Source organism: Novosphingobium sp. GW821-FHT09E05 (assembly GCF_059416165.1).
Window position 1 is genome coordinate 55,549 of the sequence record NZ_JBWKOQ010000006.1, and the last position, 17,744, is coordinate 73,292.

General features: G+C 67.8%; 20 protein-coding genes. 11 read left to right on the plus strand and 9 right to left on the minus strand.

Features of this window, described 5'->3' with window-relative positions; all coding sequences use genetic code 11:
- The first annotated feature begins 51 nt into the window (after positions 1-51).
- Together AC07M9_RS18685 and AC07M9_RS18690 are read left to right on the plus strand one after the other, a co-directional pair.
- The gene (locus AC07M9_RS18685) at positions 52-267 is read left to right on the plus strand and encodes a hypothetical protein (RefSeq protein WP_494885839.1); all 216 of its coding nucleotides are present in this window, start codon (positions 52-54) and stop codon (positions 265-267) included.
- 177 nt (positions 268-444) lie between these two features.
- Entirely contained in the window at positions 445-930 is a 486-nt protein-coding gene (locus AC07M9_RS18690; RefSeq protein ID WP_494885841.1) for a metallophosphoesterase family protein, read from the plus strand.
- Positions 931-933: 3 nt separating this feature from the next.
- Here the strand turns inward: AC07M9_RS18690 and AC07M9_RS18695 are convergent, their stop codons facing one another.
- Positions 934-1,167, minus strand: coding sequence for a ribbon-helix-helix domain-containing protein (locus AC07M9_RS18695; RefSeq protein WP_494885843.1), 234 nt, complete (start codon positions 1,165-1,167; stop codon positions 934-936).
- A 282-nt stretch (positions 1,168-1,449) separates the two neighbouring features.
- Between AC07M9_RS18695 and AC07M9_RS18700 the strand changes: the two genes are divergently transcribed.
- Genes AC07M9_RS18700 through AC07M9_RS18710 form a run of 3 tightly spaced genes read left to right on the plus strand, consistent with a single transcriptional unit; the run spans position 1,450 to position 3,128 of the window.
- Positions 1,450-1,836, plus strand: coding sequence for a PadR family transcriptional regulator (locus tag AC07M9_RS18700; RefSeq protein ID WP_494885845.1), 387 nt, complete (start codon positions 1,450-1,452; stop codon positions 1,834-1,836).
- On the plus strand, positions 1,826-2,392 hold the full coding sequence (locus tag AC07M9_RS18705) for a DUF1700 domain-containing protein (RefSeq protein ID WP_494885846.1): 567 nt from the start codon (positions 1,826-1,828) through the stop codon (positions 2,390-2,392). The genes AC07M9_RS18700 and AC07M9_RS18705 overlap by 11 nt, the downstream gene beginning before the upstream one ends.
- 25 nt (positions 2,393-2,417) lie before the next feature.
- Positions 2,418-3,128, plus strand: a complete 711-nt coding sequence (locus tag AC07M9_RS18710; protein WP_494885848.1) for a GIN domain-containing protein — start codon at positions 2,418-2,420, stop codon at positions 3,126-3,128.
- Positions 3,129-3,324: 196 nt separating this feature from the next.
- Here AC07M9_RS18710 and AC07M9_RS18715 read toward each other — a convergent pair whose 3' ends face one another.
- The 3 genes from AC07M9_RS18715 to AC07M9_RS18725 are packed head-to-tail and all read right to left on the minus strand — an operon-like array spanning position 3,325 to position 5,396.
- The gene (locus AC07M9_RS18715; RefSeq protein WP_494885850.1) at positions 3,325-4,188 is read right to left on the minus strand and encodes a metallophosphoesterase family protein; all 864 of its coding nucleotides are present in this window, start codon (positions 4,186-4,188) and stop codon (positions 3,325-3,327) included.
- A 20-nt stretch (positions 4,189-4,208) separates the two neighbouring features.
- Positions 4,209-5,090, minus strand: a complete 882-nt coding sequence (locus tag AC07M9_RS18720) for a diacylglycerol kinase family protein (RefSeq protein WP_494885851.1) — start codon at positions 5,088-5,090, stop codon at positions 4,209-4,211.
- A gap of 36 nt (positions 5,091-5,126) precedes the next feature.
- Positions 5,127-5,396 (minus strand): hypothetical protein, encoded by a 270-nt coding sequence (locus tag AC07M9_RS18725; protein ID WP_494885852.1) that lies wholly within the window; start codon positions 5,394-5,396, stop codon positions 5,127-5,129.
- 265 nt (positions 5,397-5,661) lie between these two features.
- Between AC07M9_RS18725 and AC07M9_RS18730 the strand changes: the two genes are divergently transcribed.
- Positions 5,662-5,964, plus strand: a complete 303-nt coding sequence (locus tag AC07M9_RS18730; RefSeq protein ID WP_494885853.1) for a UrcA family protein — start codon at positions 5,662-5,664, stop codon at positions 5,962-5,964.
- A gap of 71 nt (positions 5,965-6,035) precedes the next feature.
- Here AC07M9_RS18730 and AC07M9_RS18735 read toward each other — a convergent pair whose 3' ends face one another.
- The 5 genes from AC07M9_RS18735 to AC07M9_RS18755 are packed head-to-tail and all read right to left on the minus strand — an operon-like array spanning position 6,036 to position 12,347.
- On the minus strand, positions 6,036-6,800 hold the full coding sequence (locus AC07M9_RS18735; protein WP_494885854.1) for a LytR/AlgR family response regulator transcription factor: 765 nt from the start codon (positions 6,798-6,800) through the stop codon (positions 6,036-6,038).
- Positions 6,793-8,163 (minus strand): sensor histidine kinase, encoded by a 1,371-nt coding sequence (locus AC07M9_RS18740; RefSeq protein WP_494885856.1) that lies wholly within the window; start codon positions 8,161-8,163, stop codon positions 6,793-6,795. The genes AC07M9_RS18735 and AC07M9_RS18740 overlap by 8 nt, the downstream gene beginning before the upstream one ends.
- 57 nt (positions 8,164-8,220) lie before the next feature.
- Positions 8,221-9,909, minus strand: a complete 1,689-nt coding sequence (locus AC07M9_RS18745) for an O-antigen ligase family protein (protein WP_494885857.1) — start codon at positions 9,907-9,909, stop codon at positions 8,221-8,223.
- Positions 9,906-11,456 carry a hypothetical protein gene (locus tag AC07M9_RS18750; RefSeq protein ID WP_494885858.1) on the minus strand — a complete coding sequence of 517 codons (1,551 nt, stop codon included), beginning with the start codon at positions 11,454-11,456 and terminating at the stop codon, positions 9,906-9,908. Before AC07M9_RS18750 ends, AC07M9_RS18745 begins: the two co-directional genes overlap by 4 nt.
- A 45-nt stretch (positions 11,457-11,501) precedes the next feature.
- On the minus strand, positions 11,502-12,347 hold the full coding sequence (locus tag AC07M9_RS18755; protein ID WP_494885860.1) for a WecB/TagA/CpsF family glycosyltransferase: 846 nt from the start codon (positions 12,345-12,347) through the stop codon (positions 11,502-11,504).
- Positions 12,348-12,768: 421 nt separating this feature from the next.
- Here AC07M9_RS18755 and AC07M9_RS18760 point away from each other — a divergent pair, with 421 nt between their 5' ends.
- The 5 genes from AC07M9_RS18760 (at position 12,769) to AC07M9_RS18780 (ending at position 17,741) form a co-directional block, all read left to right on the plus strand.
- Positions 12,769-13,353: a polysaccharide biosynthesis/export family protein gene (locus AC07M9_RS18760; protein ID WP_494885861.1), complete on the plus strand. Its 585-nt coding sequence runs from the start codon at positions 12,769-12,771 to the stop codon at positions 13,351-13,353.
- Between the two features lie 2 nt (positions 13,354-13,355).
- Entirely contained in the window at positions 13,356-14,489 is a 1,134-nt protein-coding gene (locus AC07M9_RS18765) for a hypothetical protein (protein WP_494885863.1), read from the plus strand.
- 89 nt (positions 14,490-14,578) lie between these two features.
- On the plus strand, positions 14,579-15,973 hold the full coding sequence (locus AC07M9_RS18770; RefSeq protein WP_494885864.1) for a GumC family protein: 1,395 nt from the start codon (positions 14,579-14,581) through the stop codon (positions 15,971-15,973).
- A complete protein-coding gene (locus AC07M9_RS18775; RefSeq protein WP_494885866.1) occupies positions 15,970-16,740 on the plus strand; it encodes a P-loop NTPase family protein in 771 nt (256 codons plus the stop codon). The genes AC07M9_RS18770 and AC07M9_RS18775 overlap by 4 nt, the downstream gene beginning before the upstream one ends.
- 20 nt (positions 16,741-16,760) lie before the next feature.
- Entirely contained in the window at positions 16,761-17,741 is a 981-nt protein-coding gene (locus tag AC07M9_RS18780; RefSeq protein WP_494885868.1) for a phytanoyl-CoA dioxygenase family protein, read from the plus strand.
- Positions 17,742-17,744 lie beyond the last annotated feature (3 nt).

Sequence of the window (17,744 nt, forward strand, 5' to 3'; positions counted from 1 at the left end):
TTCGGGCAACATGGTGCGTTGCTCCTTCGAAATACCGAGAGGAGAACCATCATGGGCCTTATCAAGTTGGCTGCGGCCGGCGCCGTCGGCTACGCGCTCTTCAAGTACGCAAGCAAGAACAAGGAAGAACTGGGCCTTGCGGGCGGCAATACGCATGTCCGCGATTCCGGACCCGAGCACATGACCACGCCTCCCAAAGCCTGGAGCAAGACCGACGAAGCGATCGACGAGAGCTTCCCGGCGAGCGATCCGCCCTCGACATACTGAGCATCTGCTCCGGATCACCCACTCGACTTCGCGAAGGGCGGAAAAGGCGGATCACACCGCTTTTCCGCCTTTTTCGCATTCGCTGCCGCTCCGCGCTGGAACGAATCCCCGCCCCAAGCCGTTGAAAGTGCAGCGGGAACGGCAAAAGGATCGGACCCGCGGGACCAGGAGCAGGTAATGGCGATCCACTTTGTCTCGGACCTCAACTTCGACGGCAACAGTGCGCGCCATGCCCATCCGCATGGCTTCGACGACATCCGGGAAATGGGTCGCCGCATCTGCGAAGTCTGGCGGGCGCGCGTCGCTCCGGACGATACGGTGTGGATCATCGGCAACGTGGGCAACCCGGTACATCTCGCCAGCCTGCCCGGAACCAAGCATCTCGTGCGCGGGGCCTCGGACCCCCAGACCTGGAACTGCCTGACGACGCGCCGCTACGCCAGCGTCTGCGACCGGAGGGTGCTGGAGACGCCCGAAGGCATCTTCTTTCTCACCAGCGACCCCGCGACCGCACCCGAGGACATGCGTGTCCTCCATGGCCGTGCCCGCCCCGGTTGGGCGCAGCCGAACCACTGCTGCGTCTCCGTGGACCTGACCGGCTGGGGACCGATCAGCCTCGATGGCCTCCTGCGCGCGCCGGTGGACGTGCGTCGGGCCGCCTGACGCTCAGCCTAGCCCCGAAACCACCAGCCATACCCTGATCGCGCTGGCGAGGCCGGGCGGCGTTTCCGCCTCCAGCCTTTCCGCATCGATCCGCGCGACCAGCGCATTGACCGGCATCTCCTCGCGTGCCGCAACCCGGCGCAACAGATCCCAGAACACCGGTTCGAGGCTGATCGAGGTCTTGTGGCCTGCAATCTCGACCGAGCGCTTTATTGGTGGGTGATAGGGCGTGAGCATGCCTCCAGCGTAGTCGGGTAGCGGGAGGAGCGGAAGGCCGCGTCTCGCAACTCCGGCCGAGCCGCAAACTTCGATGGACGCCGCTTCATGCCGGAAAACCATCGGCCGAAGTGTATTCTGCGGTAAAATTCCGCGCATTTCCGCCACTTCAGGACATCACGCAACGCATGATACCTCGTCATAACAAGGTATCATGCAGCACCTTGTACTTTTCTTCGCAAGGTATCTTGCGTTACATGATACCTGTCCATATACACTCGGTTATCGACAGGAGATGATTCGATGTCCGAAATCGAAATTCAGCTAAAGAAAGGGGTGCTCGGCCTGTGCGTGCTCGCCCTGCTGTCACGCGGTGACAGCTACGCCTACGAGATCGCCAGCCGCATGGCCGACGCGGTCGATATGGGCGAAGGGACGATCTACCCGCTCATGCGCCGCATGCAGTCCGAGGGCCTCGTCGCGACATACCTTGAGGAATCGCCCTCGGGTCCTTCGCGCAAATACTACCGCATCACCGAGACCGGCCGTTCGCGCCTTGCCGAGCAGGTCGGCGAGTGGCGCGGCTTCACCGCCGCCGTCGACGGCCTGATCGCCGCTGCCGACACCGACAACCAGATCGCCACGCCTGAGGCGTCCATGCAGGAAGGGGAATCCAGCCATGAAGCGTAACGAGTTCATCAAGCGCCTGAAGGCCGGCCTCAAGGGCATGCCGCAGGACGTCGCCGACGAAATCGTCGCCGACTACGAGGAGCACTTCGAAGCGGGCCTGGCCGAGGGCCGCAGCGAAGACGAAGTTGCGGCCGCACTGGGGAACCCCAGCCGGCTGGCACGCGAACTGCGCTTCGAGGCCGGCTTCCACAACTGGAAGAGCGAGGCCACGCCTTCCTCCGCCTGGGGCGCGATCCTGGCCTTCATGGGCCTCGCCACGATCGACATCCTGATCCTGCTGCCCATCGTGCTGCCGATCATCGGTGTCGTGTTCGGGCTGTTCGTGGCGACCGTGGCGACCTTCATCTGCGGCGGTCTCGTCCTGATAGCAGGGCCTTTCAGCGGCTTCCCCGGCGGCGTCCCCGTGGCGATCCTGGGCGGGCTTGGCCTGATGAGCGCAGCGGTCGCCGCCGGCGCACTGCTGACGCTGGTCAGCATCTGGATCATCAATGCCCTGATGTGGTTCGGCCGCCTGCACTACCGGGTCATCGAACCCGCCATCCACTCAGAAGACTGAACGCGAAACAGGAAAGGACAGGACAATGCTCAGAAAACTGCTCATCGTATTCGCCAGCGGCGTGATCCTCTCGATCGTCGCGTTCGGCGCGGCCTTCGCCATCGGGGGTGACCGCTTCACCCGGGAAATCCAGGAAAAGGACGGCTGGGGCATCCACGCGGATGACCACGACGACAAGGGCCCCCGCAAGACCCGCAGCTTCGCGCTCGTGTCGGGCAGCCAGATCGCCATGGAGGTCCCCGTCGAACTGGTCTTCACCCGCGGCGACAAGCCCGAGATGACCGTGACCGGCCCCGCCGATGTCGTCGACCGGCTGGTCTGGGAAAACGGCCACCTCTCGATCGACGGTTCGACGAACATCCACCGCGGCCTCAAGGTCCGGATCACCGCCCCGGAGATCGCCGGCCTCGACCTCGACGCCCCCGGCGACGTGACGCTCAACGGGCTCGACCAGGATGCACTGACCCTCAATTCACGCGGCGCCATCAACCTCGACGCCTCGGGCAAGGTCAACCGCATGTTCGTGACGTCAGCCGGAGCGGGTGACATCGATCTCGGCAAGGTCCAGGGCCGCGACGCCACGATCCGCATCAACGGCGTGGGCGACGTCACGCTGGGCGCCACCGGCACCGTCGACGTCGAGATCAACGGCGCCGGCAACGTCACCCTGATCCGCAAGCCCGCCACCCTGCGCAGCCGCATGAACGGCATCGGCGACATCGACCACGATTACTGATTTCTCTCCGCAGGAAAAAGCGAAGGCCGCGCCGTCTCGGGACGGGGCGGCCTTTTTGCTGTGTATGAGGAGAACGACGGGAGAGCGCCTGGCTTCCGGATAAGCCCCCACCAACCACCCTCGTCATCCCCGCGACGGCGGGAAAGACGAGACTCGAATAAATTGTGCGGGTCGCCCGGGTGCTCGCGCCGCGGCCTCAATGCACCGGGGGATCGACCGGCGGCACCGTGCCCACCGGCGAGACCGGCTCTTGCGGAGTACGCGGCGGCATCGCGTTTTCGGGCACTTCGTCTATCTGCATGTCAGGCGTCGCTACCTGCTCGAGGTTACGGGCGGTGACTATCACCTGGTCGCCGTCGATGACGATCTCGTTGAAGCTGGGCGGGGTCGAGCGAATCCGCAGCGACAGCGTGCCCGCGCCGATCATGCGCAGCGGCCCGGCCGGCGTCTGCTCGGTGAGATCGAAGGGGTCGTGGATGTGTCCGGTCATGATGCCCATGACCTTGCGGCCGGCGAGGACTTCCATCGTCTTCGTGCCGTTGATCGTCAGCAGCTTGCCATCGGCCCGGCGCTCGGTGAGCGGATGATGCGCGGCGACGAGGACGCGGGTGCCTTCGGGCAGCGCGTCGATGGCTTCCAACGTGTGGTTCAGCGCCCGCTCGGTCACCCAGCCGTTCGACCAGGGGAAGCGCTGCCACTGCGCGCGCGTGGTGGTTCGCAGCGGCACGATCGCGAGATTGGGCAGGTCGAGCTGGGTTTCGATCAGCCGCTCGATCGCCTTGAAGCGCTTGTAGGGTGCAAAAAAACGCTCGTAGAGGTTGAAATACGGGATGTCGTGGTTGCCCACCTCCACCGTCACCGGCACGTCGAGCGCGGTGATCCACGCGCAGGCGGCGCGGAATTCGGGGTGCCGGGCGCGCATCGTCAGGTCGCCGGTGATGGCAACGGCATGCGGTTTCTCGCGCTCGATGCAGGCCTTCACCCACTCGAGCGCGCGGCGGTCCTCGAGACCGAAGTGAATGTCGCTCAGGTGGAACAGCCGCAGGGGACCGCTGTGCATGGAGCCGACCTTGCCGTGCATTATCCGTCCAGTTCCTTCGTCGTCACCAGGTCCACCTCGCAGGCGGCCAGTTCGAAAATCTCTTCCTCCGCGCCGTCGAACGGCTCGCCGTCGATCAGCAGGCCCATCGGTTCGCCTGCAGGGCAGACCAGTCGCAGCCGCTTGTGACGGCCCAGTTCGTCGTGCGGCCCGTCACGGAAGTCGCGGTTGAGCAGCGCGATGCCCTGCCCGGCATAGTCCGCCAGCGATTCGGCGTAATAGCCGTTCGCTTCGAGCCCGTCGTCGTGCGGTGTCACCGTGATCGCGGCATAGCCGTCCTCACGCCCGCAGTCGACATCGGCGCACATCACCTTCGGCCCGCTGGCGGACTGGCTGATCGCCTCTCGCGCGGTGCTGACGAATTCGAGGATGTTCACCGCGCGCATCGCCTCACGCACCTCGTTCCATACCGTCCCCGGGCCGGCCAGCGAACCGGTGAGGCCGATGCCGTGGCGTGTCCGGATCACGCACGGCCGATCCGTGCGGAGCGGATGACGGCCGAGCTTCGCGATGATCTCTGGTGCGGGAACGTCGCCGTGCATGCGCTTGGACAGCATGTTCATCGTCCCGCCCGGCAGCACCAGTACCGACCCGCCCCAGCCCCAGGCCGACGTGACGACCGAATGGGTGGTCCCGTCACCGCCGAAGACGCAGAGGATTTTGACCCCGGCTTCGTCCAGCTCGGCGGGATGGGGCGCGGGCGTATCGGGGAAGCGCAGCACCCGTTCGAGGTTGAACCCCGCTTCCGCAAACGCCTCGACCACCGCCTCGACGGCCGCCTCGTCGTTGCTGCCGCTGGCCTGGTTGCAGACCAGCCAGACTTTCGGGCCCCGGGTCGGATGTTCGCGGTCAATGTGTTCCATGCGCGCACAAGCCCCGGAGAACGTCCCGGGTTCCCGTCAAAGGCGCCCGCTGAAGATCAGCCAGGCCGAAAGGCCGTTGAGCCCGGTATAAAAGGCATAGACCCATGCCCATCCGGCCGAGCCCGCCGCCGCCATGACAAGCGCCCCCAGCAGCATCACGAACTCGACCACGAGGCCGAGCCGTCCCCCGAGAGACTGGAACAACCACGGCACCTGCGCGAGCATCGGATGACCGCTGTCGATCACTGCCTTGTGCGCGGCGAAGTTGAGCACTCCGAAGCAGAATACGAAGACGATCGAAAACATGGACGGTCAATGTATCGCGGGCGATCCGGCGTACCAGTTCGGCGTTTTCCGCCCCCAATGACGCGCGATTCGTCGTCGTTACCTGTCGGCCAATTGTCGTTCGTCGGCTGCAAAAGTCGTTCGTCCACTCGCCGATGCCTTCGTCGGATCGCCATGACCGACAGTCGACCCCCGCGTGATCGGAGGCGGGAACGGGTGCACATCACAATCATCGAGCCGAACGGAGAAACTCTTCCCCAAGGCTCAACCCCGAGGAGGAAATATCATGTTCAAGACCGCATTCGTCGCCGCCGCCGCTTTCTGCACCGTCGGCCTGTTCTCGGCTCCCGCCGTCTTCGCCGCCACCACGCAGGTCAACTACAAGGATCTCGACCTCGCGACCACCGACGGCCAGCAGCAGCTGGAAAGCCGCATCGATGCCGCCGCCCGCTCGGTCTGCACCATCAACCGCGCCACCACCGGCACGATGCTCGGCGCGAACGTCGACCGCAAGTGCTACAAGCAGGCCGTGTCGCAGGTTCGCAGCCAGGTCGCCAGCGCGGTCGAGAACACCCGCCTCGGCGGCTGATCGCCGCAAGGCTCCCGTTTCATCCAGGTCCCAAAAGAGAAAAGACCCGGAAAAACCCTTGATGGTGGGCCTTAGCGGCCCGCCATTTTTTTGACGGCAGGAAGGTATGTTCGCCCGATCCGCAGCGCCTCGCCGTCCGCGGTCTCGGCCGACCAGACGCCAAGCCCCTCGTGCCGCAGCCCCGAGACGTGGCTGCGCTGCAGGATGCAGCTGCGGTGGATGCGGATGAACCGCTCGGGATCGAGCCGTTCCTCCAGGCTGGTGATGGTCTGGAGGAGCAAATAGCTCTGACCGCCGGCATTCTGGCCCACATGAAGCCTCACGTAGTCCCGCTCCGCGTCGATGCGGCAGACCTCGGCGGCCGCCACCCGCACCAGTTCGGAACGATGCGGCACCCAGAACTCCTCGAGCCAGCGGCTTGCGGGCGGCTGCGTGCGTTCACCGCGCCGCGACACCACGCGCGCCACCGCGCGCTGCAATCGGTCAGGCGCGACCGGCTTGAGCACGTAGTCCACGGCATCGAGGTCGAAGGCCTCCACCGCGAACTCGTCGTGCGCGGTCACGAAAATCACCGCCGGGGCATCCGCCTGTCCGCCCAGCCTGCGCGCCACCGCAAGGCCATCGGTCTCAGGCATCGTCAGGTCGAGCAGGACCAGATCGGGACCCAGCGCCTCGATCAGCCGCAGCGCGGCCTGGCCATCGCTGGCGGTGCCGATCACCGAAATGCCCTCGATCCGCGAGCAGATCACCTGCATGCGCTCGACCGCCAGCGGCTCGTCATCGACGATGAGCGTGCGCAGGGGGCCGGCTTTCGAGCCGGACGTGGGATCAACCACGGATGGCCTCCAGAAGCCCGCTGTCCGACGGCCCGGTCACCAGCGGCATCCGCAGGACGGTGGCGAAACCACCGTTCTCCCGCTTGCCGTAAGAGATCTTGGAAGCGGTACCGTAGCGCGCCCGCAACCGGTCGCGCACGTTGACGAGGCCGATGCCGCAGCCCTGCGTCTTGCCGATCTGCGAGGCGCCGCGCTCCCCGGGCCCGTCATCGTGGACGGCGACGACCAGTTGGCCACCCTCGCGCCGCGCCTCGATGGAGATCGTGACCGGCCGCTGGGTAGCTGCAACGGCGTACTTGACGGAGTTCTCGACGAGCGGCTGCAGGATCATGCCGGGAACTTTCGCATCGAGAACGGCGTCGTCAACATCGATGTTCGCCAACAATCGATTGGGAAAGCGAACTGCCTCGATCGCGAAGTAGAGACGTTGCAATTCGATCTCGTCGGCCAGCGGAATATCGTTCGTCGTGTCACCCGCCAGAGTGCGGCGATAGAACGTCGAGAGCGTCTGTATCATCTCCTCGGCATCGTCCTGCCGCCCGGTCATGACCAGCGCCGAGAGCGAATTGAGCGTATTGAACAGGAAGTGCGGATTGACCTGGTAGCGTAAGCTGCGCAGCTCAGCCGCTTCCGCCGCGCGCCGGTATTCGCCTTCGCGACGTTCGGCGGCGCGCGCCTCCTCGGCCTTGGCGAGCGCGAAGTAGAGCGCCACCCACGCCAGCACCAGGAAGTAGCGCCCGAACGCGGTGTCGGCGATGGCGGCCCAGTGGCCCAAACCGTCGGCCACGCCTTTGCCGGCGTGTATGGTGATGGCGGAATCGCGTTGCGGCGCCCCGCTCCGCCCATCGACGGACGGCTCTGGCGCGAGCACGCCGGTTTTGCCTTCGTCGCCGGGCGCCGGGGGCGAGGGCGGGGCAGGTGGGGCGGGAGGGCGCGCCATCTTGGGCAGGTCGACGAGGATGTTGCCCGCCTCGTCGCGCGATATCCGCACGTTGCCCGCCTTGACGTCGGCGGCCGGGTCTTCCTCTTCCCCGTAAGCCGCCTTCACCTCGATGTCGGCAAAGATGATGTCGTTCACGATGCTGAGCGCCAGCGACAGCGGCAGCGCCCCCACCAGCACGATGGCCAGACGCACGCCGCCCGACTTGCGGTCCAACAACTGCAACAGCGGCCATACCGCGGCCATGACCAACATCGAGACGATGCAGATCGTCAACCGGCGCGATACGATCGGCCACACCAGGTCGAACCCCATGACCACGCCTCGCAAGGTCGCGACGATGAAATAGCACGCCCAGAGCGCGGCGAGCGAAAGCAGGACGATCCGCGCCGGAACGCGCGGTTGGGATGTGACGGCAGCCATTATGCCCCGGAATAGCCTGAAACCTCGGGACAGCGCCAGTTCGTCGATCGGCGGGTGTCAGCCGTTCGTCGAGCCGGGGAAAGGCAATGTTTCATGTGGAACACCGAAACGATAGCCGGTGCCGCTCTGTGCGGGGTCCATGTCGTCCTCTTCCGACCAGGCCCGGCGGGAGCTGGCGCGGAGCGCTGCGGAAAGGCCCATGAAGCCGAACGCGAGGACCGTGGGACGGGCGCCGAACGAGGTGAAGAACAGGGTCATCGCCAGCATGCCGATGCAGCCGAACACGAACGTCGCGGGGGCCGATGCGCCTATCCCGAACAGCCTCCACCGCCTGCTCCACAGCTGCGCCAGCGGCACGAACAGGTTGGCGACCAGGACCGCCACGCCGCACATGCCGGCGACGAGCCCGAACCAGAGGTAGCTGTTGACGTAATCGATGATGCCCTCACCCTGCCGCATGTCGTTGAGGCGCCGTTCCAGCTCGTGCGAGGAGTAGCCTACGATCGGGCTTTTCCAGAACTCCTCGCTGCCGCGTTCGAGCAGGGCGCGGCGATAGTCGGCGGTAACGCTGCCCTGCCCGGACAGCCCGACCGATTCGGACCACTCCGGCGACGTGCCCGCGACGAGCATGACCACGCCGATCGCCGCCACCGCCGGGACGAGCTTGCGGACCAGTGCGCTCCACCGGCCGGTGAAGATGTCGGCGAGCACGATGGCGAGGCCGAACCCGATCCAGGCATTGCGCGACTGCGGTGCCGACAGCCCCACGAACGTGACGGCGCACAGCAGGGCATGCAGCGTGCCGGTCCGGAAATCCCTGCGCAGCAGCCATAGCGCGAACAGGCACATCGCCATGACGAGCGCCATCGATGTCGGCTCGGTGAAGGGCCCGCCCGCCCGCATCATGGCGCCGCGGGTCTTGACGAGGATCAGCGTCGGCACCCCGTGCCGCGAGTAGAGTTCGTTGTACAATGGCCAGTGATACCAGACCTCGAAGGCCAGCAGCCCGGCCACTCCGGAGGCCGCGCAGGCCAGCCAGCGCATCGCCGCGCGCATCGCCCCGACCGCGCCCAGGCCGCGGCTCAGGATGTAGTAGGGCAGGCCGTAATCGAGCGTGACGTTGATCGTGGTGCGCAGGAAATGCGTCACGCTGGTCTCCCGTGCGAGCGCGAAGACCAGTATCAGCAGGAGTAGGCCCACTCTCACGTCATCGGCGGCGGCGACGCGGCTCTTGCGGGGGTCGCGGGCGATGGCGAAGGTGGCCCCCAGTGCAAGCGCATCGTGGATGCTGACGTCGAACAGCTTGAGACCGCCCGGCTCGAACGTGGTGTCGAGGCCGGGAAGCAGCATCAGGCTGAACAGGTAGACCCCCGCGATCCGCTCGAACCGGCCCGAAAACAGGGGAACCCTGGCCAGCATGACGAAGTATACGAGCCAGAGATTGGGCAGCACCCACGCCGCGACCGGCGTGAAGAAGGCCATGACGATCGCCCGCGCCGCCATATCCCCCCGCAGCGGTTCGCGCAGCGCCCAGACGAACAGCGCGACGCCCAGCGTGCTCACGCTGGCCGCATAGAACGCCGGCTTGAAGGCGACGAACGTCACGGCCCCCGCCATCGCCATGGCAAGGGCGATGAGGGGCATGGATCCCCATGCCTGCTCCTCCCCGGCCCACGGGTCCTCGGCGACAGGATCGCCCGTCCCATAGTCGTCCGGGCTGTCCTCGGTGAGGATGTCGTCGTTCACGGTTTCCCTTCCAGGAATGCGCGCACGGCGCGATACTTGTGCGCCTCGGCGATGGGCTGGCCGCCGTATTCGCGCAGGCCCCAGGCGCCGTATTCGCCGATCGGCGCGGTGGATGCATAAAGCGTCAGGGTGTCGCCGAAGCCGCCGCGCCAGCCCGCGAGATAGCGCCGATAGATGTCGCCCATGCGCGGATCACGCTGCAGGGCGCGGGCCAGCGCGAGATCGCGCGTGACGAGGTGCTGGCCGCCCTCGTAGGCAATATAGCGCTTGTCAAAGCGCGCCGCGACCTGCCGGTTGCCCCTCGCCATGTCGAAGGTCTGCGCCACCGCGCCGGGCAGCGCGGCGAAGATCGCATCGACGTCGCGGACGCTGCGGCCGTCGAGCTCGAACCAGATGTAGGGCGCGGTCGCCAGCGCATCGACCCAGGCGGCGCTGTCCCGGAAACCCAGGACGATCTCGGCAAGCTGGGGATTGGCGTGCTGCGTGGCGGCAACGCGCACCAGCGCCTCGGGACGGTCGGCATAGACCTGCGTCCACACCCGCATCGCCGCGACCATACGCTCGGCATAGCGCTGCATTTGCGCGGTACCCGGGTCGCCGCCGCCGAGCCCGCGTGCGAGCCCCTCCTGCTCGGCATCGTGCGCCGATTCGAAGATGTCGTTCCAGACCTCGTTGCCAAGTTCGACGTAGACCTTGCGGCGGGGGTCGAGGTGGTCGTGGACCAGTTGCGCGAAGCCGCGCAGATATGCCTCGTCGGCATGGTAGGGCATCGTGAACCAGGGGTCGGCGCCCACCGTGTTGGCAAGCTCCACCATGTCTTCCACCGAGACCCCGGCGGCAGCGACCTGCGACGATGACTGCGGGCGCGTCCGCAGTCCCCAGGGAATCCGCGCGTTGTCGTTGGTGCGCTGCCAGTCCATGAACCGGATCACGCCGAATCCCGAGACCGACTCGAGAAAGGCGGGATCGAAGCGGGCGATGGCCGGGGTGCCGGCCCGCCGGCAGTCGATCTCGCGCGCGGGGTCGGCCGGGTCGGTCCGGTCGAGCTGGAGCCAGCCGCCCTCGTCTTCGGCGCCGGTGGGGGTGATCTGCAGGTCGACGCTCTGCGCGCGGCTGCCGCTGACCTGCGCCGCGCCGCCCGCTGAAAACTCGCCCTTGCCCCGGTACGTGCAGCGCACCGAGGTGGGCCGGAACGGCGCAGGCGGCAGGATCAGCGGGCGCGGGGCGAACTGTCCGGGCTCGAGATACCGGACCCAGCCGGCGGCATCGAGCTGCTTTGCCGGCAAGGCGCTCCAGCCCTCGCCGTACGACTGCAGCCATTCGCTCTGCGCGATCATGTTGGCGAAGACCTGCTGGCGATTGAAGGTCTGCATGCCGAACAGATTGATCCCGAGCCTCGTTTGGGGCGGGACCGGCGCCGGAGCCTTCGACGGCGTCGCGGTTACGGGCGTGGGCCGGGCACCGTCCTGCGGGTCGATCGCGAGGTGGGCGAGTGCGGGCAGCGAGATCGCCGCCGCCGCGGCGACGGCCAGGATCGCGCGGCTCACGCCCACGCCTCGATCCCTGCCTCGGCCCGCTCCTCGCCCCGCCTCTCAAGCATGGACCGGGCTCGGCACGGCGGTGGCGGCCGGCGCGGGAAGCATCGGCGGCATGCGGCGGCGCCAGGCCTGGTGGATGCGGAAGATCTGCGGTCCCTCGATCAGGTAGCGGCGCCACATGCGCTGCGGGTTCGAGCAGAGCCGGAAGAACCACTCGAGCGACATCTGCTGCATCATCGCGGGCGCGCGCTCCTGCTCGCCCGAGAGGAATTCGAGGCTGGCGCCAATGCAGAAGCCGATGCCCTGCGCCCCGCGCGCCTTGGCGACGCGGCGGGCGACGATCTCCTGCTGCGGCGAGCCGACCGCAAGGAACGAATAACGCGCCCTGGCCTCCACCAGGAAGCGCACGGCGCGCGCGGCCTCGCGCGGGTCGTGGATGAAACCCATCGGCGGGTTGTAGTGCTGGACGTCACGCAGGCCGAAACGCTCGACGATCTTCGCCACGGTCGCGGCGCTGCCGCCCAGGATCGCCACCGGATCGCTTGGCATGACGCCTTCCTCGAACAGCCTGAGCGTCAGGTCGCTGCCCGTCACCACCGGGAGTTCGCGCCCGTCGCCGTGGGCGAGCCGGGCCAGGATGCGGCTGTCGCACAGGGTCATCCACGCGGCGCGGTAGGCCGGCCACAGGTCCGAACGGCGACGAAGCAGGCGCACCACATGATCGACATTGGGCGTGACGACGTACGTGAACGGCGCCGATGCGGGCCGCTCCACCACTGCTTCCAGCGCCACGGCAAGGTCGATCGGCGTAAAGTCGAGTTCGAGGAACTCCACCTCCGCGCCGCGCGCGGGACGGCTGCGGACGGAGCGGACGGGCGCCGGCATCGTGATGGCCGGCATCGGGATCGCCCCCTGGACAGGCTCCGAAGGTGCGTGGAACGGCGTGTTCAAAGTAGCAAGCGACATGGCGTGTGCCTCCCCGTGAGCACTTATGCGCTTGCCGCGGGGTGCGGTCTTCCCGAGCAACTCCGACCGCCATTCGTCCTGCGGGTTTTTGCCATCCGCTTTTGACCAGCCCGGATGGGGCGCGGCGCGATGCTCATTTCTCCCCACGGATAAGCCGGCCCTCCAATCGGAGAATTACCCCATTTGGTGCGAGGGGTTAGCCTTTTGGACAGATTGGCATCCGATGCCGGTCGAGGGGGTAGATGTGATTTTCATGAACCTTTCAACAGGGGCCGGGGGCGCTTGTCGTCCATCCGCCCGGATCTTCCGAAACGCCGTCGGGGCGCTGGCCCTGGCGGCGACCGGCCTCGGAGCCATGCCATCGCCGGCTGCGGCCAGGCCCAAGGTGCCCGCCCAGGCCGTCGCGCCCGCCGCAGCCGCTGCCGCACCGGCCCGCTACACCGTTAACGCGGGTGACCAGCTCGACGTCTTCGTGTGGGGCGAGGAGCGCATGCAGCGTCAGGTGCTGGTCCAGCCGGACGGCTCGTTCTCGTTCCCGCTGGCGGGCACCATCAAGGCGTCCGGGCGCAACGTCTCGGACATCGCCGACGAGATCCGCGAGCGCATCTCGCTGAACTACACCTCGGCGCCGCCGGACGTCACTGTCTCGGTCCGCGAGACCGACGGCATGCGCTTCTATGTGCTGGGCAAGGTCCGTCAGCCGGGCAGCTTCACGACCGGGACCCGGCCGAACGTGCTCCAGGCGCTCAGCATGGCAGGTGGCACCGACGAATTCGCCGACGCCGGCAACGCCGTGATCCTGCGGCAGACTCCGCAGGGCCAGGTGGTCGAACCGGTGCGCCTGAGCAAGCTGCTCAAGGGCGGGCGCACGCTGGACGCCGGAGCGCTCTCCACGCCGCTGCCGACCCTCGCAAGCGGCGACGTCCTCGTCATCCCGTGACCGTGCGGCGCCATGCTTCGCTGTTCGTCCCCGCCATCGTCGTCCTGTCCCCGGTCCCCGCGGCCGCGCAGGAGCAACCCTATATCGAGGTCGACATGACCGTGTTCTCGGGCCGAAATCCCTTCCTGCTCCCCGGCGACACCGCGATCACCAGCGGCGGCGAAGTGGGTGTGCAGGCAAAGACCACGGTGGAAGTGGACTACCGGACATCGCTCGAACTGGAAGGCGGCGCGGCATACCGGCGCTACGACCGCCGGTTCGGCTCCTTCCTGACCGGCCACGCCAATGCGGCGGTCCAGCACCGCCACAACGAACATCTCGGCCTGCGCACCCGCGCCGCCTACGAGCGCTATCTGCCGCTCGAGGCCGCGGTATCCAGCATCGACGCGGCGATCGATCCCGTCAGCCTCCAGGAACGGTACGAACTGGACCAGGACGTGCGCTGGATGCCGGACCGTTTCACCACCGTGACCGGCACCGCCGTCCTGAGCCGGATCGCCCCGCGCAATTCGCTGCTGCTCACGCAGACCGACGCCGCCACCCTGACGCTGGCCTTCCAGCGCCGCATCGCCCCGACGACCTGGGTCGGGCTGGAAACGCAGGTGACCCGCAGCGAGGCCAGGGACGGAGGTGTTTCCCGCGCCGTCTCGGTGGGCCTCAACGGCGGCTTGCGCATCGCGCGGGGCCTGACCGCCGAAGCCACCGCCGGCCTTTCCCGGACGTCCCGGGGCGAGCCCGGCGGCCGCCGGGAAGGCGGGTCCGGGCAGTTCGCGGCCCGGGCATCGCTCTGCTACGATCCGCGCCGTTTCCGGCTCTGCCTCTCGGGCGCGGTTTCGCCGGTCGTCACCAGCTTCGACGGCATCCGGCGCGAGAAGTCGCTCAACGCCACTTTCGACCTGAGAGTGCTGCCAAGGGCGAACTTCCACCTCGAGGCGGACTATCGCTCGATGCCCGGGGCCGGCCGCCTGTCCGATCCCGAAGTGATGCGGGCCTCGGCCCGTTACGAACACCAGGTCGGCGCTCGCCTGAAGCTCAACATCGCGGCCGACTACGACCGCCGTACCGGGCTCGCCCGCCGGGCGATCGACACCTGGACCGTCAGGGTCGGCGCCACCTTCCGGATACCCAGCCTATGAACACCGCGCCTTCGCCGTCCGTCCGGTCGCCCGCCGCCCCGCGGGCCGAACCCGAAAGCCTGGGAATTTATCCCAAGGAAATCCTGGGGATGCTCCGGCGCCGCTGGCGCTGGCTGATCGCGCCGACCATGCTGGGCGCACTGGCGGGGGCCGCCGCCGTCGCCACGCGCGAGCCGGTCTACCGCTCCACCGCGACGCTGCTGATCGATGCACCGCAGATTCCGACCAGCCTGGTCGCCTCACCGCTGACCGACATCGCCGACGAGCGCATCGCCAAGATCCGCCAGCAGATCGTCAGCCGCGACAGCCTCACCGGGCTGATCGAGAGGAACGACCTCTACCCCGCGGAGAAGGCGGCGATCGAATACCCCAAGCTGCTGGAGATCATGCGCGGCAATGTGGGGGTCAATCTCGTCGGCGCCAACCAGAACCAGGGCCATGGCAGCACGATCGCCTTCCAGCTCTCGTTCGACTATCCCGACGCCGGCACGGCGCAGGCCGTCACCGAGCAGCTGACCCGCATGTTCCTCGTCGAGGACAAGCGCTTCCGCACCCAGCAGGCGACCGGGACCGCCGCCTTCCTCGCCCAGCGTTCGGGCGACCTGCGCCGCCAGCTGAGCGAACTGGACTCCAAGCGGCGGGGGGTCGAGGCACGTTATGCCGGCGCCCTGCCCTCCGACGTGTCGCTCAGCGCCCAGTCGAGTTCGGCGATCCGCTCGGAAATCTCGCGCACCGATGCCGAGACACAGGGACTGGTGCAGCAGGCCGGCCTGCTCGCCGCGCGCCAGCAGGAGCTGGAGCGCACGCCTCCACCCGGAAGCGACAACCTGCACCGCGCGGAGGAGCGGCTCGCCCGCCTCCTTGCCACCCATTCGGAACGTTTCCCCGACGTGATCGCGGCGCGCGCCGAAGTCGAGAAGCAGCGGGCCACGCTGCGCAGCGATCCCCCCGCCAGCTCGACGCTGATCCAGGCCGAGATCGCCGCCAGCCGCGAGCGGATCGTCAGCCTGGCCGCCCGCCGCGCCGAACTCATCGGCACCATGGGCGAACTCGACCGGCGCGTGGCGCAGGCGCCGCAGTCCGCCTACGAGCTCAACCAGATCGAGCGCGACTACGACAACATCAAGCGCCAGTACGATTCGCTGCGCGACAAGCAGCTCGAGGCCCAGGTCGCCGCTAACCTTCAGTCCGAGGACAAGGGCGAGCGGTTCACCGTGGTCGACCCGCCCAACCTGCCGCTGCACCCGATGGGCTCGCCGCGCTGGGTGCTGCTGTTGCAGGGCATCGTCGCCGGCTTCGGGCTCGGCCTCCTGCTGATCGTCGGCCGGGAGCTGCTGGGCGGCACCATCCATGGGACCGAGAGCCTGCGGCGCGCCATCCGCGCCCCGATGTTCGGGGCGCTGGGAACCATCGGGAAAGCCGATGCCGGACATGCCTGGCCTTCCGGCCGGGCGGCGGCGTCCATGACGGGAGCAGGCCAATGAACGCCGAAATGCAATTCATCCCGCAAGGCCGCATCGAGCTCATGCCGGCGATGGGCGTGACCGTCGAGCCCCGGCCCGATCACCTCGCGCACCACCGGATCCTCGGCTTCGGCCCGATGAGCGATGCGATCCATCCGCTCATGATGGTCCGCTCGGCGCTGCTCGACCATGCCCGCGCGACCGGCCACCGTCTCTTCGCGGTGACCTCGGCGGAGCCCGGCAACGGCAAGACGCACATCGCCGCCAACCTCGCCGCCGTGCTCTCCCGGGTCCACCCGACCGTACTGGTCGAACTGGACCTGCGCCGCCCCTCGATCGGCCCGCGCCTCGGCCTGCCGGCCGACTGCCCCGGCGTCGACGACTTCCTGTCCGGCGACTGCCCCTGGGGCGCCACCGAAATACGCTTCGAAGGCGTCGACCTCGCCATCCACCGCGTCCGCACCCCGCGCGCCAATGCCGAGGCGCTGCTTGCCGCCAATGCCCTCCCGCTGGCGCTCGGCCACGGCGCCGAGGGTGGAGCGATCTGCATCATCGACACGCCGCCGGCGATCCTCAGTGACGACCTGCTGCTGATCGCCCGGCAGGTCGACGGCATGGTCGTGGTCGCCGAGGAAGGACGCACCAGCAAGCGCAGCCTCCAGGACCTCGTACGCGCGGTGAGCCCCACGCCGATCGTCGGCACCGTGCTCAACCGGTCGGTGTCGCAACCCCGCCGGCGCACCGGCTACAGCTATTATCAGTACGCTACGGATGACGCCGAGACCTGAGAACAGTGCGGAGAGACGTGATGGCAGGCCTGATTTCCGACGAGCGCGCGCGGTGGCTGCGCGACCTGCCCGCCCGCACCGCGCTGAAAGCGTTCAACCAGCGGCACGTCCGCGAATGGCTCGGCCAGCGTCATGCGGCGGCGGTGGATCGCCACGCGGCGCACCTCCCGCCCACCGACGAGGTCGCCTGCGGGATCGTCCACGCCCTGAACCTCAACGGCGTATGCATCACCACGCTGGGCGAGCTGGGACTGGGCGGTGGGGCCGCGCCGGCGTCCGAGGACGTCGTCGATCTCGCCTGGAAGCTGTCGCAGGACTACGCTGCCGAAGCGCGGGCGCTGGCGAAAAGGGGCCAGCAGTTCATCATCGTCCCGCCCGAGCGGATCGTGCGCAATCCCTCGATCTTCCGCTGGGGTCTGCAGGACCGCCTGCTCGACATCGCCGAATCGTACATCGGCCTGCCGGTCGCCTACGACGGGGTCGCCATCAACTACACGGTCGCCGACGGCCGCGAGATATCGACGCGCAAGTGGCACCGCGACTGGGAGGACCGGCGCATGCTCAAGGTGGCGGTCTACATCCACGACGTCGATACCGAGGGCGGCCCGTTCGAGGCCATCGCCCGGCACGACACCGTCCAGAGTGATCGCGAGGGCTACAACTACGAACTGGCGGACGATGCCGAGCTGGCCCGCCGGCTGGGCGCCGATTTCGCGCAGGACGTGGTGAGCTGCACCGGCAAGCGCGGAACGGTGATCTTCTGCGATACCGCGCGCTTCTTCCACCGCGGCAAGCCCGCCACCGCGCGCGACAGGGCGGCGCTGTTCTACAGCTACTTCGCCAATCCCCCCCGCCATCCCTTCCTGTGCGAACGCACCGGCCTGAACCGCGCCGACGCCGTGCGCATGGCCAGCACCATGCCGCCGCGCCAGCGCCGCGCCGCGATGTGGCGCCGCCAGCTCCCTCCGGTGCTGAGGATGATCCCGCCGGCCAGCCTGTGAATT